Raw genomic sequence first — 15,996 nt, forward strand, 5'->3', positions numbered from 1 at the left:
GAAAGAGCGCCTTCCCGGTGGCTTCCGCGTTGTCACCAACGTGCCTAGGGAAAAACAAAAACGCCCGGCCTCTCGCGAGGCCGGGCGTTTGAAATTAGCGGTGCCGAATGGCTCAGATCCCCTTCTTCACCACATCGAACAGAAGGTCGATCACGCGGTTGGAGTAGCCCCACTCGTTGTCGTACCAAGCGACCAGCTTGAAGAAGGTCGGGTTCAGCTCGATGGACGAGCCGGCGTCGAAGATCGAGGAGTGCTTGTCGTGGATGAAGTCGGTCGAGACCACTTCGTCTTCGGTGTAGGCGAGGATGCCCTTGAGGTAGGTCTCGGAGGCGGTCTTCAGCGCGGCCTTGATCTCGGTCAGCGAGGTGGCCTTGGTCGTCTTCACCGTGAGGTCGACCACCGACACGGTCGGGGTCGGCACGCGGAAGGACATGCCGGTCAGCTTGCCCTTCACTGCGGGGCAAACCAGCGCGACGGCCTTGGCGGCCCCGGTCGTGGACGGGATGATGTTGATTGCGGCGCTGCGGCCACCCTTCCAATCCTTCTTCGAAGGGCCGTCCACGGTCTTCTGCGTGGCCGTGTAGGAGTGGATGGTGGTCATCAGGCCTTCCTCGATGCCGAATCCTTCCTTGAGCAGGACGTGGACGATCGGAGCGAGGCAGTTGGTGGTGCAGCTCGCGTTGGAGATGATGTGGTGGTTGGCGGGATCGTAGAGCTCGTCATTGACGCCCTGGACGAAGGTGCCGTCTTCACCTTGCGCCGGAGCGGAGATGATGACCTTCTTGGCACCGGCGGTGATGTGGCCGCGGGCCTTGTCGGCAGCGGTGAAAAGCCCGGTGGACTCGATCACGACTTCCACGCCGAGTTCCTTCCAAGGAAGGCCATCGGGAGTGCGTGCGGAGACAACCTTGATCTCGTGGCCGTTGACCACCAGCACGTCGTCTTCTTCCAGTTCCGGCTTGGACTTCTTGGAGGTGACGGTGCCGTCGAACTTGCCTTGGGTGGAGTCGTACTTCAGCAGGTAGGCGAGGTTGTCGGCCGGCACGATGTCGCCCACGGCGACAACGTTGAAGGTGGTGCCGAGGTGGCCCTGCTCGACGAGAGCGCGGAAGACGAGGCGGCCGATGCGCCCGAACCCGTTGATGGCGATGGTGGTCATGATGGTAGGTCGTGTGCCTGGCGGATTTCGCCGCCCGGGGGCGGGATGATGCACGCGCTCCCGTGCCCGTCAATGGCCCGGTAAGTCACGAAAAAAGCAGCAGCCATCGTGCCCGCGGAGCCTCCGGCGGGCGAGCGACCCACGTTCTCGCATCATCTGCCGCAATTTCCGCGTGCTGGGAGCGACCGCAACTGGCTTATCGCATTCCCCCTTTCACTCCGGTCGCAGCAAGGGAATCACCCGCCGCTGGGACTTCCGGTAGATCGTGAAATCCGAGTCGAGAGTGAACACCGTCGAACGCTCGTGAATTTCTGACATCCGCACTAGGCAAGCGTCGGCCAAGGACATCGGGACATTTCGATAGCGCTGCATCAGCTTCATGATGGCGTCCGCCTCGTCGTGAAGCCGGAACTCCGGAATCACGAGTCCCCGGGTCACAAGTTGGAGCAAGGGGTCCGGAGAAATGCCGCCCCGGCGCAAGAGGAACAGGGACTCGGCGACCACCGCCTCGCAGGTCAGCAAAGGCTCATGGAGACCGGCGAAGCAGGTTTTCGCCCAAGCATGGTGCTGATCATCGCGATCCAGATAAGCCACGAGCGGCCCGGTATCTACCAGGATCGCATTCACTCTCCGAAGCCCTTGAGATGCTCTGGATTCGAAGCGAGGTCGCCGATGCCGCTCCCTCCGGAGCCACAGAGATCCGCGCTTTGGTCCAGCAGGCTGGGCCGGCTCTCGCTCGCCAAAGCCTCCAGCTTTTCCTCCAAAGCCTCCCGAAAAAGGGCGGAGCGGCTGGTCTGCTGAGCCCGCGCCGTCGCCTCCAGCCGTGAGGCGAGGTCGTCCGGAATCTTCAGCGAGATAGTCGTCACGCAGATTTGGTATCACAATCTGCGCAGAATGGCAATACCATAGGAGGAGCAGCCACGCTTGCCGACTTCCCGCGTCATTTCCCGCAAATTCCGCGTGGCGGGGGCGTATCTGGCTTACTAGCGTCCCATCCATGCACACCATCCCCGTCGAGCATACCGACCCGATCAACGCCCAAATCCTGGCCGTTTCGGAAGACCTCGTGTCCGGTTTCCACCGGCATCCTTTCCATGTGATCGCGGAGAAGAGCGGCGTGGATCTGGGCACCGTGCTGGAGCGTATCCGCGCGATGCTGGAAGGCGGCGTGGTGCGCCGGGTGCGCCAGACGCTGCTTTCCACCAAGCTCGCGCACGGCGCGCTGGTCGCGTGGAAGGTCCCGGAGGAAAAGCTCAATGCCGCGTTTGATTTCATGGCCAAGGAGGACCCCTTCTCTGGCCACGTCGTGATCCGCTCGACCGATACCGAGGTCTCCGGCTCCGGCTACCGATTGTGGACCACGCTGAAGGTCCCGGTCGGCGAATCGCTCGACGAGCACGCCACCGTCTTGCTCCGCCTGACCGGAGCCACGGAATACCTCCTGATGCCGGCCAATGGAGTGTTCGCGCTCGGCGTGGGTCACGTCCGCCGCCGCTCGCTGGAGCCGGGAGAAAAGGCCGACGAAACCGCCGTGATGATGACCACCGTCCCGGTCGACCTGACCGAGGAGGAGTGGAACGTGCTGCTCGCCCTGAAGGAAGAGCTTCTCCCCGAGGAAGTCGTCGCCAGCCCGTGGGATGGCCGCGCCGCCAAGGCCGGAGTCTCCGTGGACCGCTTCTGCGAGGTCGCCACGACGCTGAATGACAAGAAGGTCATCGGCCGCTTTTCCACCTTCCTCGAGCACGTCAAGCCGTCCTCGACCGGCGAACGCGTCACCCGTTTCAATGGCCTCTTCCACTGGGCCGTGCCGAAAGGCCGTGAAATCGAGGCCGGCGGCGAAGTCGGCCGCCACTACTGCATGACCCATTGCTACTGGCGCGAGGGCGGCCCGCAATTCGGCGACGTCAATGTCATGGGCGTGGTCCACGGCACCGAAAAGCCCCGCGTCATGGAGCACAAGGCCGCCATCGACCGCCACCTCGAAAGCATCGGCATCCCGGTTTCCTACACTAACGTCTTCTGGGGCGGCCGCTCCGAGATCAAGCCGTCCGAAATTTCCCCGGTGGTTTACAAGGAATGGCATGCGAGAATGGCGGAAGCCTGATCGACCTGACCATGCGACGATTTCGTCACAAGCGCCCCGTTCCCGCGGTCAAGGGGCGTCCCTAAACCTCACCGCGCATGCAGAAAATCCTGATAGTCGAGGATGAACGCGACATTGCCGACCTCGTAGGCTTCAACCTGGAGCGCGCAGGTTATTCCGTGATGAAAGCGCACGACGGCATCACCGGTGCCGAAGTCGCGATCCGTGAACGCCCGGACCTTGTCATCCTTGACCTGATGCTTCCCGGGAAGGACGGCTACGGGGTTTTCAAGGAACTCCGCCGCGACTCCCGCAGCCGCGACATCCCGGTCATCATGTTGACCGCCCGCGCCCAAACCGAGGACCGCATCCAGGGCCTCGAAGCCGGCGCCGACGACTACCTGACCAAGCCCTTTTCGCCGAAGGAACTCATGCTGCGCGTGCAAGCGGTGCTCAAGCGCAGCGATGGCCCGCCCGGCTCCGTGGAGGTGACCTACGGGCCCTTCCGTTTCGACAAGAACTCGCTCAAGTTTTACCTCAAAGGCGAGCCCGTCGAGCTGACCTCGACCGAATTCAAGCTGCTGCTTTTCCTGACCGAGCGGGCGGGCAAGGCGCAGGACCGCAATGATCTTCTCCGCACCGTCTGGGGTTACAGCGACGAGGTCCACAGCCGGACTCTCGACACCCACATGAAGCGGCTCCGTCAGAAATTGGGCGAACATGCAGCGATGGTTGAAACCGTGCGTGGCATTGGCTACTGCGTGTCCTCTCTCTGAGGATGCCCGAGCCATTTGCCACACTCTCCACCGTCGCCGCGCTGGCCGCTCTCACCGCGCTTGGCATTACCGCCCTGCGCCTGCGACGCGCCAGAAAGGAATTCAACGAGGAAGTCTCCGCGTGGAAAATGAAGCTGGACCTCGACTTGCGACAGGCGAAACGGGAGCGCGACCAGCTTCTGGATGCGCTGGGCGACGCCTTCATGCTGGTGGATGCGAATGCCCGCGTCCTCTTCGCCAACAAGGCGGCGCGCACGCTCTTCCGCGGCCGCGACCTCACCGGGCGGACGGTCCAGGAAGCCTTCCTCGACCAACGTCTCGCGGCGGCGCTGATGCGCTGTCTGGAAACCGGCGAGCCGACCGTGACCCGCGCGGTGCTGCCACAACAATCCTCCCCGCTCGGCGATCAGGAGCGCCGCGGAATGAACGCATGGGTCATCGATGCCGCGCGGCTTTCCGACAGCCCGGCCGACGACCCCACCACCCGAGTTGTGATCCGTGACGTGACCAGCGAGTATCAAACCGAGCAGATCCGGAAAGACTTCGTGGCGAATGCCTCCCACGAGCTCCGGACGCCTCTGGCCATCATCAACGGCTATCTGGAGAACCTCATCGACGACGACCTGCTCGACGACAAGGAGCTGACGCGGCGTTTCCTCAAGGTGATGCGCAAGCACACCGAGCGCATCTCGCGCATCGTCGAGGACATGCTCGTCATCTCCCGCCTCGAGTCCGGCGAAGCCGCGGCGCTGAAGGTGAAGCCATTCCGGCTCCGTTCCTGCATCAGCGACGTGCTGGAGCGGCTCGAATCCGTGATCCACAACCAGCAGGCCACGATCAAGATCGACATGCCGGATCTCGACATGATCCTCGCTGGCGACCGCTTCTACTGGACCCAGGTGCTTTTCAATCTGGTTGAGAACGCGCTGAAGCAGAACCCGCGCCCCAAACTCACCGTGACCATCGGCTGCAGTCGCGACGAAGAGTCGACCCGCGTCTGGGTCGCGGACGATGGCGTGGGCATCCCGAGCGCCGACCTGCCACACATTTTCCGGCGCTTCTACCGCGTCGAAAAGCACCACTCGCAGGAGGAGATCAAGGGCACCGGCCTCGGACTCTCGATCGTGAAGCGTGCGATCGAAGCACACGGCGGAGCCATCCGCGTCAGCTCGACGCCCGGCCAGGAAACGCGCTTCACCATGGAAGTCCCGCGTGAAGCCGAGGCCCGCCTGCTGGCCGAAGCCGAAGCGAACGCGCTGCCGGAGCTTCAGAAGACGGAGGGCTGAGTATCCGCGGACAATAAGGAGTGTCGACGTTCCGTCGACACGGTGTGGACGGAACGTCCACACTCCTTATGGCTCGCCCCACGCAATCCGCTCGTAGATCGCGCGTAGCTTCCTCCCCTTCTCCGGATGAATGAACGCAACCCACGCCAGCTTGCCCGACAGATGGGCGGCGAACTCCGCATGACCCTCGCGGTTCTGTGACTGTGGGCCGTGGCGCACGCAGTTCGTCAGGATCGCCTTGAGCCGGTCAAACTCGCGGCGGTCGAGGTTCGGCCGCTCATTGAGGACCATGCCCGCGGCATGCTGCTTCTGCCCCTGCCGCATCACCCGGGTCTTGCGATGATTCGGACGGAATCCTTCCTCCAAAATCACCGCACCAACGGTGACGAGGAAGCGCTTCACCTGTCGCGCGAAATCCTCGCCGCCGGAAAACAGCAGATCATCCGCATAGCGCGTGTAGTCCGCTCCGGCGGCTTTCGCGAGCGCGGCCAGACGGCAATCGAGCCGGAACGCGCACAAGTTTGCCAAGGCTGGCGAAGTCGGCGCGCCCTGCGGCAGATGGGGCGTCGCCAGTCGCCGCCGCGCCTCCCATGCGAGCGCCTTCTGCGCCAGGACCGAAGCGGGCCCAGCATGAGTCACCAGACGCGTCAGCGCCCGAGCGACCGGCTCCGGGTAGCCGGCAGTCAGAAAAACGCGCAGCACCCTCGCCGCCCCAATGGACGGGAAGAAGTCCTCCAGATCGAACCGCACCAAGACGTCCTTGCCGGTATGCGGCTCCACGAAATCGCGCACGGAATTTCCCCGGCGGAATCCCTTCGCCGCTTCGTGCGGCGGGATGGCGTCGAGGATGTGCCGCAGCACCCGCCGCTGGGCGTGCTTCAGCAGCGTCTTCGGCATCTCGATCAGCCGGAAGCGGCCGTCCCGTTTGTCGTGCCAGCGGTGGCGATAGTGCTCCGCGGTGCCATAAGCCGTCAGCCAGCCCAGATCGTCCGAATGCACTCCCAACTCCCCTGCCAGATCCCCCAACGTGGCGACCTGCGGAATTTGCCACTCCAGCGGTGCTCCGGGCGCGGGGGCCATTTGCGGCTCGACCAGCGCCGGAATCGCCCGCCCTTTCCCCGCAATCCATGCCCGGATAAACGGCGGATGAGCAGCAATGCGGTCCGCCACCTGCCGGACGGCTGGCCGGGCTTTCCCGCCAAATTCCTTGCTCAGCGCATCCGCCAGCGTCGGCAGCCAACGCGCTTTCTTCAAATCCGCCACCAGCGGCTCCGCCCGCTCCACCAGCGCCGCGGGGTCATCCAGCGGCCCGGCCGCCAGCGCGGCGGCGAGGAGGCGGATGCTTTGGGCCTGGGAGGACATCGGGAAAAAACAGAGGATGCGGGGAGGCACCGCGCGCCAACGCGTCCGGTCTGGCGCGGGCAGTTTCACGCGGGAGCGTGATTAGGCCCTCGTCTCGGGATGGCTTGGTAATTCGATCCCCCGGGGTAGCCCCGGAGAGGCCGCATGCGTTTCCACACACGGCCAGCTTGGCGCACGGGCCTCCCCGCGATCCGGTCACCAAGCTAGGCAGCAGCAAGCCGCGGCGTCAAAGCCTGCGGCTTCCAGGAGTGGCCCCCGGAAAAGCCCCTCGAACAAAATTTTGACAAACCCCGCCCCTACCGCTACAGACCCCGCCCCCGGCCGCGGAAGTCTCGCGGCTGGATCCCAATCCTCACGCCCATTTCGTCATGGCCAAGAAGCACGTTCTCAAAGCCGAACCGCGCCAACGCTCCGGTTCCGGTGTCCTCAAACAATTGCGCCGCGAGGGCTGGGTCCCTTCCGTTATCTACGGACGCGGAAACGAAAACCAGAACCTGAAGGTCGACGCCAAGGCCTTCGGCGAGTTGCTGGCCCACGCCACCTCGGAAAACATTCTCATCAACCTGGACCTCGGTGGCAGCAACCAGCTCGCCTTCCTCCAGGCCGTCCAGCACGACCCGCTTTCGGGCAAGGCGCTGCACGTGGATTTCCTCTCGGTCGACGAGAACAGCGAACTCACCGCCCACATCCCGGTCCACCTCACGGGTGAAGCCGCAGGCGTGAAGGCCGGTGGTCTGCTCGAGCAACTCGGCCACACCCTCGAAGTCCGCTGCGCTGCTTCCGCACTGCCGGATGTCCTCGAGTTCGACGTGACCCACCTTGAAGAAGGCGACTCGCTGCACATCGGCGACGTCAAGCTTCCCGCCGGTGTCGCCGCGACCCATGCCGACGACGTCGTCATCGCCCACGTGGCGAAGAGCGCCGCCGCCGTCTCTGAAGCCGCCGCAACCGCCTGATCGGCATTTCTTTCCCGAAAGCCCGGTCCGCACCAGCGGCCCGGGCTTTTTCGCACTTGGAACGTTTCACTTGGAATCCGGAGCCTCCATCCCCGTCGTCATCGGCCTCGGCAATCCCGGCCGGCAGTACGAGAACACCCGCCACAACGTGGGGTTTATGGTGCTCGACCGTCTGGCGCTGCTCGCCGGTGTGCCCTTCGAGTCGAAGCCGAAGTGGCAGTGCCATGTCGCCAAGCTCCCCGGCTCCGGCGTGCTGCTGGTGAAGCCGCAGTCCTTCATGAATCTCAGCGGCCGGCCGGTCCGCCAGATCGCCACCTTTCACAAGTGGACGCCGGAGCAGATCCTGACGGTCTATGACGACGTCGCCCTGCCCCTCGGCAAGCTGCGTTTCCGCGAGAAAGGCAGCGCCGGCGGACACAACGGCATCAAGTCGATGATCGAACACCTGGGAGGCGATGGATTCCCCCGGCTCAAGGTCGGCATCGGCGCTTCGGAGCCCGGAAACATGACCGGCCACGTGCTCGGAACCTTCCGCGAGGAGGAGCGGGAAGTGCTTGAAAACACGCTTGCAAGGGCCGTTGCGGCTGTGCAGCTTGCGCTCTCCCAAGGCCTCCCCGCCGCCGCCGGTTTTTACAACAGCAACAACGGAACCACCTAACCAAAACGTCCCCACATGAGCCGCAAGTACGAAGGACTCGTCATCCTGAACACCAAGTCGATCGAAGGCAGCGTCGAAGACCTCGTCACCGCCGTCAGCAAGGAAATCGAATCCGAAGGCGCCAAGGTCGCAGATGTCAAGCAACTCGGCCGCCGCAAGTTCGCCTACAGCTCGCGCCACCTGGATAACGGCCACTACGTGACCTACTCCTTCAAGGCCGAGCCCGCCATGATCGACAAGATCCAGGCCAAGCTCCGGCTGAACACCAGCGTTCACCTGCAGCACTTCGAGCGCGTCGCTTGAGGTCTCGCTTGACGCGTTCACCTGAACACGTCATTTCTTTTTCTTCTTTGCCCTAACTAGCCTGACTCTGCCATGGCCAATCTCAATAAAGTGATGTTGATCGGGAACCTCACCCGTGACCCGGAAGTTCGTTACACCCCGAAAGGGACTGCCGTCGGTGACCTCGGCCTCGCCGTGAACCGGCGCGTCTCGGACGGCAACGGCAACTGGTCCGATGAGACCACATTCGTCGACATCACGGTTTGGGGCACTAATGCGGAAAACGCCCAGAAGTTCCTCACCAAGGGCCGCGGCGTCTTCGTCGAGGGCCGCTTGCAGATGGATACCTGGGAGGACAAGCAGTCCGGCCAGAAGCGCAGCAAGCTCAAGGTCGTCGCCGAAGTCCTCCAGTTCCTGCCCGATGGCAAACAAGGTGCTGGCGGCAGCGGTGGTGGTGGTGGCCCACGTCCCGGCAACGGGGAGGGCGGCAATGGCGGCAGCTACTCGCAGCAGCCACGCCAATCTTCCGGCCCGCCGCAAGGCGCCTCGCCAGCCGGTTCCGGCGAATACCACGACGAGGAAGACGACATTCCATTCTGATCCAAAAAGATCTGAAAAGGCCGGGCAGCAATGTCCGGCCTTTTTCTTTGTCGCCAGATGATCGCTGGGAACGGAGTCCGGATGCGGGAGCTCCAAAGTTCTTCGTCCCAACGGGACGGCTTATAAAAGCCCGGCACGAAGTGCCGGGTGGAATGAACAAAGGAATCGCGTCACAACGTGACGCCTCATGCGTCTGACAGCTGCATTCCCGGACCAGCTCCAAGCCACCTAAACCCCATCGACGATTCAAAACATCATCGTCACGACCACGCCCAAGCCGGCACACCCTGCAAGCACCGGCATCACGCCAATTTTGAACCGCTCCATCGCCACCCACGCACCAATGGCTGCCAGCGCAACGAACACGTCGAACTTTCCCTTGTCTGGAACGATCGCGTGAAGCGCGAACCATATGGCGAGGTTGAGGATGACTCCAACCACCGCCGCCGTAATCGCCGTCAGCACCGACGCCAGCCTCTTCCGCTCATGCAGCCCCTCGACATGGGGCGCACCAAGGAAGACGAACAGGAAGCACGGCAGGAAGGTCACCCACGTGGTAATCGCGGCACCAAGCGTCGCCGCTAGCAGCGGTGACAAGTCTCCGGGATGCTGCCACGCGGCGACGAAGCCGACGAACTGCAGTACCATGATCAGCGGCCCTGGCGTCGTTTCCGCGAGACCAAGGCCAGTCATCATCTGTCCGTCGTTCAACCAGTGATAGTTCTCCACGGCCATCTGCATCACATAGGGCAGGACCGCATAGGCACCGCCAATGGTCACCATGGCGGTCTTGCTGAAAAACAAGCCCTGTTGGAAATGGATTCCTTTCCAACCTAACAGAAGCCCGCAGGCCAGCACGGGCAGCCACCACAGCATGAGGCAGACCGCGGAGACAAGGAAGGTCCTCCGCCACGTCGCCGGTGGTGATGGAGGAAGTTGGACGAAGGGAGCTTCACCCACATCCGCCCTGCCGTGCCCCCTCCCCGCCGGGAATTGCTTGGGGAAATATTTTCCTCCGATCCACCCGATCAAGGCGGTGCAGAGGAGAATCTCCACGAAGTTGATCTTATAGCGGAAAATCGCGACGAAGGCTAACACCGCCAGCACCCACAGCGCCGGAGTCTTCAGCGCCTTCGAGCCGATGCGCTTCACTGCCGAGGCCACGATGGCGATGACCGCCGGCATCAAGCCGTAGAATATCCCCTGCACCCACTTTATCTCCCCCCCCGCCATGTAGAGCCAGCTCAGGAAGAACAGGATGAACACCGACGGAATCACGAATAGGGCGCCCGCCGCGATCCCGCCGCGCGCACCGTGCAAGCGCCAGCCGAGGTAGGTGGCAAGCTGCTGTGCCTCGGGCCCCGGCAGCAGCATGCAGAAATTCAGCGCGTGGAGGAAATGGTCCTCACTCAGCCAGCGGCGCTTCTCGACCAGCTCCTTGTGCATGATCGCGATCTGCCCGGCCGGTCCGCCGAAGCTGATCCAGCCGAGCTTGATCCAGAAGCGCAGCGCTTCGCCAAAGGTGGGAACGGGAGGTGGGCTCATCGCCGGGATCTGAGATGAAGGAAGGCAAAGGGAATCGCTCCCGGATGCCCGGAAAGATGAGTGGCGAAAACGAAACGCGCACGCCCTTACTTACTTCACCTGCAGCGCCGTCGCATTCACGATCAAGGCATCCGCGGACGAACCGGGGGCGACCTTGCCCGACACCACGACGGTTGCGAGGTTCTTCAAGCCACCGACCCCTTCGATGCCTTCACCTAACACCTTGCCGTCGGCACCGGCGATCTGAACGGTAGCGATCCCAGTTTTCTTCTCCTCCGCCGAATCACAGCAAGCATCCCACGGCGTCTTGCACTCGTCGCCGGGCATCTCGTTGCAAGGCGTGAGGACTTCCGGGTCGCCCACGATGAAGGCGGCGCGTCCTTCGACAAAGGGCTTCTTGCTGCCCATGATGCGGCCGGTCAGCGTGATCTCGTCTCCCGGCTTGGCAGTGGTGCGGGCGACATGAATCGCCTTCGCTTCACCCGTCGGCGCGGTGCCGAGGACTTTCGAGAGTTCGGCGCTGGGTGCCGCCGGGGCCTTCGGCTCAGCGGTGGAAGTGGATTTCTCCTGGCAAGAAGGGAGCAGGCAGAGGGCGGCAAGGATCAGTTTTGTTTTCATAGGATGGAATTCAGATGTTAGAGATTCAGGAAGAACGGAGCGCCACCGGCAGCGATGGCTTCAGGCAACGGATCGCCGGCGGCAACGCCCCTAACAAGCCGAGCAACAGGCCGGTGACCACTCCGGTGACAGCAACGCCGGGGCCGATATCAAGAGTGAAGGCCCCGATGGAGAATGGCACCGTACGGCCATCGAGCAGCAGCACCGCGACGAGCGAGGCGACCAGCGTGCCGGTCAGGCAGGCGAGCGTGCTTTCCTGCACCAGGCTCGCCAGCAGAGCACCGCGGCCGTAGCCGATCGCCTGCAGCGTGGCCATCTCGCGGACCCGCGAGGCAAAGGCGGCATAGAGCGTGTTCACGCCGCCGAACAACGCGCCCGCCGCGATGAGTCCGGCGGTGATCCAGGTCATCGCGCGCAGCGGTTTGAAGAACGAACTCAGGCGGGCATAGTAGTCGCTCTCGCGCAGCGCGCTGAGTTCGAGGTCGAGCCGCTGCTTGGCAAACAGGTCGGCATCGGCGAACCCGGCCGGATCATCCAGCCGCAGCACGACGCACGAGACGGTGTCGCGTTTCGCCAGCACCCGCAGATCGCCGAGCGTGGCCCACAGCTCCGACTCCAGCACCGTGCCGGGCGCGGCGAAGATGCCGGAGATCACCAGATCCTGGCCATCGAGCGCCACGTGCTTGCCGGGCTGTAGATCAGCTTCCGACACGCCAAGCTTCCGCCACGCGAGCCGGCCCACCATGAGCTGCCCCGCGCCAGGAAAACTGCCGGTGATGATCCTTACTTCGGGGTGCACCCGCAGGGCCTGCGCGGTGACGCCGCGGAACATCGCCTGGGCGCGCTTGCCGCCGCCGAGATCGAGATAGTTCATGTAGTGGATCTCGCTGGAAACGGCGCGCACGCCGAGTTCCTCGCCGATGCCTGGCACCGCGGCCTCGGCGATGCCCGCGGCGCTATCGGCAACCTCGCTGCGCTGGATGCTCTCCTCGGAGCCCGCACCGACGAAGACGACATTGTTCGGCGACCCCGAGGCGGAAAGCACGCGCTTCATCCCCTGATTGATCGCCACCGCAGCCATCACCAGCAGCACCACTAGCGCGCTGCCGCCAATGGTCTGGAGCAGGCGCGCTTTCGAGCGGGAGAGATTCCGCACAGCGTATGAGAAAGGAAGCATGTCTAACTGCGGAGGTTCTTGACGATCGGTTGCATCACGGCCTGCCATGCCGGCCACAGCGAGGCGAGGATGCCGAGCACGAGCGCGGCGACGATGCCGGTGAGGATGACTGCGGCATCGGGTTGAATGGCGAGGGTCTGGCCCTCATTGCCCATGGTAAAGCTCTGCCAGCGAAGGAAGGCCGCCGAGAGCCCGACGCCCGCGATGCCGCCGGCCAGCCCGAGCATGCCGCCTTCGCCGATGACCAAGCACCCGATCGCGCGACCCGGATAGCCGAGCGTTCTCAACACCGCATTCTCCTTCACGCGGCCGCGGACGACGAGCAGCAACGCGTTTGCCACCAGCGCCGTGACCGCCAAAACAGCACCAATCCCAAGCCAGCGCGTGAAGCCAATCAGCTCGATCAACTCGGCGGCGGTCTCGGCGAAGAAGGCCTTCTCCGGACGGGTGTCGGTCGGCTGCGCATCCGAATGAAAGCGCTCGTCGATGGCCTTGGCGACGGGCTTGAGATCCTGCGCCGAATTCACGCGGACATTGAACTGCGTGACCACGCCGAGCCCCGACTTCGACGCGCGCTGTAGGAAGGGCAACTTCACGTAAGCGACGTTGTTGTCCTGCGGGAACGGCGAGCGCAGGATCCCCGCCACGGTGACGGTCACGCCCGCACCATCGAAGCGGTCGCCGGGCTTCAAGCCGCGGCGCTGGGCGAAGACCTCGCCGAGCAACGCTCCGTCGCCGCGCTTCTGCCATTCCTCCATGCTTCCCTCGATCACCTCGATCTCCGGCGCAAACTTCGCGAGCTGGTCGTCCGGAACGCCGCGGAAGGTGATCACATCGAGAGAGGCGCCGCAGTTGTTGACCACGATTTGTACGGGTATGACGTCGCGCACACCATCGATGCTGCGGATCTCGTCAGCATAGTGTTCCGGCAAGCGGCTGGCAGACGGGCAGAAGCGATTCTGTCGATAGACGACCAGGGTGGTGTCCGCCGCGGTCTGCTCGGTCGCCTTGGCCAACGACCGCTGCAAGGTTTCCACCGCTGTGAAAAGAAACATGCCGGACGCCACGCCGAGCACGGTCAGCAGCGAGCGCACCCGGTGGCGCGTGAGCTGCGTCCACGAGAGACGTAGTAGATTGAGGATGGCACTCATAACGCTGGGACCGATAACGCTGGGAGCGCGGAGCCGCCGGCCCGCAGAAGCACGGCGACGGCTCGCTTTCTGGGTTCGGAGGCGAAGAAAAGCACTTCCCTAAGGACCGTTCCGCGGGCCGCTGGGAGCGCGGAGCCTCTGGCCCGCAGAAGCACGGGGACGGCCGGCTTCCTAGGTTCGCGGGCGTAGAAGAGGATTCCCCTGAGCACCGTTCTGCGGGCCGGAGGCTCCGCGCTCCCAGTGGCTGGCGCATGCTTCGGAGTGTCTTTCATGACAGGATCAATTGCCCTTTCTCAAGATGCAGTGTCCGGTCCGCGGCCTCCGCGGCACGGGGATCGTGAGTAACCATCACGATGGTCTTCCCATGCTCGCGCGAAAGCTGCTGGAGCAGGCCGAGAATGCGGGTCGCGGACTCGCGATCGAGGTCACCGGTGGGCTCGTCCGCCACCAGCAAGGCCGGATCCGCCACCAGCGCGCGGGCGATGGCCACGCGCTGCTCCTGCCCGCCGGAAAGCTCGCCCGGCGTGTGATGCATCCGGTCGGCAAGGCCGACGAGCGAGAGCGCCGCCTCGACGCGGGCGTGGCGGTCCTTCTTCGCCATCGGCGCGAGCAACAGCGGCAGCTCGACATTCTCAAAGGCGCTCAGCACCGGCACCAGATGATAGAGTTGGAAAATGTAGCCTACATGATTGGCCCGCCATTTCGTCAGCTCGCGGCGGTTGAGCTTCGCCAGCTCCTTGCCGGCGATGACCAGCGAGCCCTCGGTCGGCGAGTCGATGCCCGACAGCAAATTGAGCAACGTGGTCTTTCCCGAGCCCGATGGTCCCATCAGCGCGAGGAACTGCCCGCGCGGCACATCCAGATCGAGCTTCTCAAGCGGCGTCACCACCGAGCTGCCCTTGCGGTAGCTCTTGGAAACGCCGCGGCATTGGATCATCGGTTCGTTCATGGCAGGACGGGATTCACGCGCTGGCCCTCGCGCAGGTTCTTCGGGGAAAGGATGACGTGCTCGCCGGGACGCAGGCCGTCAATGATGCGGACGTGGCCATCGCGCGTCTCGGAGGATGCTTGGATCTCACGCTTATCGACGCGCTTTGATTCAGGATCGCAAACCCATGCGACGCCATCGGCCACGGCCGATTCGGGAACCCACGTCGCGAGATCTCCGCCGCCAAACTGACCGGGAGAAGCGGAGGCTGAACCAAGGAACTCGACACGGCACAACATCTCTGGCCGGAGCTGCTCGCTCGGATCGGCGATGCGCACCTTCGCCTGAAGAGTATTCCGCGCAAGGTCCGCCTCCCCGGTGATGCGGGTGACTTCGCCGGTGAAGATCTTTTCCGGCAAGAGGCTGCAGCGGATCTTCGCCGCTTGCCCGACGCTGAGACGCGCGGCATCGGCCAGCGGCACATCGACCCGCACCTGCAGCTTCTCCGGCTGATAGAGAATCGCGATGGTCGAGCTGTCGGGGTCATCCATCAGCAGCATCTTCTTCTGTCCCGGCGCGGCAGCGAGCCGGAGCACACGGCCATCGATCGGCGCGAGGATGCGGGTGCGGGAAAGCGCCAGCTTCGCCTGCTCCACCTCGACGGCCGCGGATGCGATCTCATCGTCCTTCGTGTGGGTGTCGAGTTCCAGCCGCTTCACCTCCGCCTCGGCTTCATCCGCCATCGCCTGCGCAGCGAGGCAGCCCGCCTTGGCGCGTTCTAGGGCGAGCCGGGTGGCGACGATCTCGACGGCGGACACGGCACTTTTCAAATCCTTGATCCGCTCGTGACGGTCGGCGGCTTCCTGCTCGAGAGTCGCGGTGGCGAGGCACTGGGCCCTCACATTCTCGAGCTTCCTCTTCCCGCCATCGATCGCGACGAGGTGCGACGCGCGACCGGAGACCAGCATGCGGTGCTTGCTCTCCGCCCCGGCGAGAGCGAGCCGGGCGTCGGCATCGACGAGAGTCGCCAGCGTGTCGCCCTGCTTCACGGCCTGTCCTTCCAGCACGTGGACCACATCGACCACGCCGTCGATCAGGGCGGTCGCCTTCACCGGCAGCGGATCGGGTTCGATCCAGCCGCTGGCTTGGAAGAGCATGTCGCCGGATCCGGAGGCAGGAGCAGCGCTACTTTTTTCCCCGCCAACCGTAGCGAGGACGATCGCGGTCTCGACCGTCGCAGCGGGCAACAGCCGATCACGAAAGAGCGCGAGAAAGAGCAAGGCAAAGCCCGCGAGAAGCGCGAGCGGCACCAGCCACGCCGGCATGCGCCGCACGGGCTTGGAAGTCTCCGCAGGAGCGCGGGACAGGGAATCAAGGGATGGATTCATTTCAGGAAATCGGGAGACGGGCGCCCG

Annotated in this window: 17 protein-coding genes; 7 read left to right on the forward strand and 10 right to left on the reverse strand. The window is 64.0% G+C overall.

Features of this window, described 5'->3' with window-relative positions; translation table 11 throughout:
- Positions 1 to 112: 112 nt before the first annotated feature.
- The 3 genes from gap to OKA05_RS11940 form a co-directional block, all read right to left on the reverse strand.
- The gene (gap, locus tag OKA05_RS11930; RefSeq protein WP_264487368.1) at positions 113 to 1,159 is read right to left on the reverse strand and encodes a type I glyceraldehyde-3-phosphate dehydrogenase; all 1,047 of its coding nucleotides are present in this window, start codon (positions 1,157 to 1,159) and stop codon (positions 113 to 115) included.
- A gap of 213 nt (positions 1,160 to 1,372) precedes the next feature.
- Positions 1,373 to 1,786 carry a type II toxin-antitoxin system VapC family toxin gene (locus tag OKA05_RS11935; protein ID WP_264487369.1) on the reverse strand — a complete coding sequence of 138 codons (414 nt, stop codon included), beginning with the start codon at positions 1,784 to 1,786 and terminating at the stop codon, positions 1,373 to 1,375.
- On the reverse strand, positions 1,783 to 2,025 hold the full coding sequence (locus tag OKA05_RS11940) for a ribbon-helix-helix domain-containing protein (RefSeq protein ID WP_264487370.1): 243 nt from the start codon (positions 2,023 to 2,025) through the stop codon (positions 1,783 to 1,785). Before OKA05_RS11940 ends, OKA05_RS11935 begins: the two co-directional genes overlap by 4 nt.
- Positions 2,026 to 2,156: 131 nt before the next feature.
- On the opposite strand from OKA05_RS11940, the gene OKA05_RS11945 reads away from it, so the two are divergent.
- The 3 genes from OKA05_RS11945 (at position 2,157) to OKA05_RS11955 (ending at position 5,304) form a co-directional block, all read left to right on the forward strand.
- Positions 2,157 to 3,263: an Lrp/AsnC family transcriptional regulator gene (locus tag OKA05_RS11945; RefSeq protein ID WP_264487371.1), complete on the forward strand. Its 1,107-nt coding sequence runs from the start codon at positions 2,157 to 2,159 to the stop codon at positions 3,261 to 3,263.
- Positions 3,264 to 3,340: 77 nt separating this feature from the next.
- On the forward strand, positions 3,341 to 4,018 hold the full coding sequence (locus tag OKA05_RS11950) for a response regulator transcription factor (protein WP_264487372.1): 678 nt from the start codon (positions 3,341 to 3,343) through the stop codon (positions 4,016 to 4,018).
- Positions 4,019 to 4,020: 2 nt separating this feature from the next.
- Positions 4,021 to 5,304: a sensor histidine kinase gene (locus OKA05_RS11955; RefSeq protein ID WP_264487373.1), complete on the forward strand. Its 1,284-nt coding sequence runs from the start codon at positions 4,021 to 4,023 to the stop codon at positions 5,302 to 5,304.
- Between the two features lie 66 nt (positions 5,305 to 5,370).
- Here OKA05_RS11955 and OKA05_RS11960 read toward each other — a convergent pair whose 3' ends face one another.
- Entirely contained in the window at positions 5,371 to 6,666 is a 1,296-nt protein-coding gene (locus OKA05_RS11960) for a reverse transcriptase family protein (RefSeq protein WP_264487374.1), read from the reverse strand.
- A gap of 368 nt (positions 6,667 to 7,034) precedes the next feature.
- On the opposite strand from OKA05_RS11960, the gene OKA05_RS11965 reads away from it, so the two are divergent.
- The 4 genes from OKA05_RS11965 to OKA05_RS11980 all read left to right on the forward strand — a co-directional run bounded on the left by OKA05_RS11965 (position 7,035) and on the right by OKA05_RS11980 (position 9,162).
- Positions 7,035 to 7,622 carry a 50S ribosomal protein L25 gene (locus tag OKA05_RS11965; RefSeq protein WP_264487375.1) on the forward strand — a complete coding sequence of 196 codons (588 nt, stop codon included), beginning with the start codon at positions 7,035 to 7,037 and terminating at the stop codon, positions 7,620 to 7,622.
- Between the two features lie 70 nt (positions 7,623 to 7,692).
- Entirely contained in the window at positions 7,693 to 8,280 is a 588-nt protein-coding gene (gene pth, locus OKA05_RS11970; RefSeq protein ID WP_264487376.1) for an aminoacyl-tRNA hydrolase, read from the forward strand.
- A 15-nt stretch (positions 8,281 to 8,295) separates the two neighbouring features.
- Positions 8,296 to 8,583 (forward strand): 30S ribosomal protein S6, encoded by a 288-nt coding sequence (gene rpsF, locus OKA05_RS11975; RefSeq protein ID WP_264487377.1) that lies wholly within the window; start codon positions 8,296 to 8,298, stop codon positions 8,581 to 8,583.
- Positions 8,584 to 8,655: 72 nt separating this feature from the next.
- Positions 8,656 to 9,162 carry a single-stranded DNA-binding protein gene (locus OKA05_RS11980; RefSeq protein WP_264487378.1) on the forward strand — a complete coding sequence of 169 codons (507 nt, stop codon included), beginning with the start codon at positions 8,656 to 8,658 and terminating at the stop codon, positions 9,160 to 9,162.
- A gap of 246 nt (positions 9,163 to 9,408) precedes the next feature.
- On the opposite strand, the gene chrA is transcribed toward OKA05_RS11980, so the two are convergent.
- From chrA to OKA05_RS12010, 6 genes are all read right to left on the reverse strand, one after another.
- A complete protein-coding gene (gene chrA, locus OKA05_RS11985) occupies positions 9,409 to 10,707 on the reverse strand; it encodes a chromate efflux transporter (protein ID WP_264487379.1) in 1,299 nt (432 codons plus the stop codon).
- A 90-nt stretch (positions 10,708 to 10,797) separates the two neighbouring features.
- Positions 10,798 to 11,325 (reverse strand): hypothetical protein, encoded by a 528-nt coding sequence (locus tag OKA05_RS11990; protein WP_264487380.1) that lies wholly within the window; start codon positions 11,323 to 11,325, stop codon positions 10,798 to 10,800.
- Positions 11,326 to 11,350: 25 nt separating this feature from the next.
- Positions 11,351 to 12,502 carry an ABC transporter permease gene (locus OKA05_RS11995; protein WP_264487381.1) on the reverse strand — a complete coding sequence of 384 codons (1,152 nt, stop codon included), beginning with the start codon at positions 12,500 to 12,502 and terminating at the stop codon, positions 11,351 to 11,353.
- Between the two features lie 2 nt (positions 12,503 to 12,504).
- Positions 12,505 to 13,653 carry an ABC transporter permease gene (locus OKA05_RS12000; RefSeq protein ID WP_264487382.1) on the reverse strand — a complete coding sequence of 383 codons (1,149 nt, stop codon included), beginning with the start codon at positions 13,651 to 13,653 and terminating at the stop codon, positions 12,505 to 12,507.
- A 268-nt stretch (positions 13,654 to 13,921) separates the two neighbouring features.
- A complete protein-coding gene (locus OKA05_RS12005) occupies positions 13,922 to 14,602 on the reverse strand; it encodes an ABC transporter ATP-binding protein (RefSeq protein ID WP_264487383.1) in 681 nt (226 codons plus the stop codon).
- Positions 14,599 to 15,969, reverse strand: coding sequence for an efflux RND transporter periplasmic adaptor subunit (locus OKA05_RS12010; protein ID WP_264487384.1), 1,371 nt, complete (start codon positions 15,967 to 15,969; stop codon positions 14,599 to 14,601). The genes OKA05_RS12005 and OKA05_RS12010 overlap by 4 nt, the downstream gene beginning before the upstream one ends.
- Between the last annotated feature and the right edge of the window lie 27 nt (positions 15,970 to 15,996).

The organism is Luteolibacter arcticus, assembly GCF_025950235.1.
Taxonomy (GTDB): Bacteria; Verrucomicrobiota; Verrucomicrobiia; order Verrucomicrobiales; family Akkermansiaceae; genus Haloferula; species Haloferula arctica.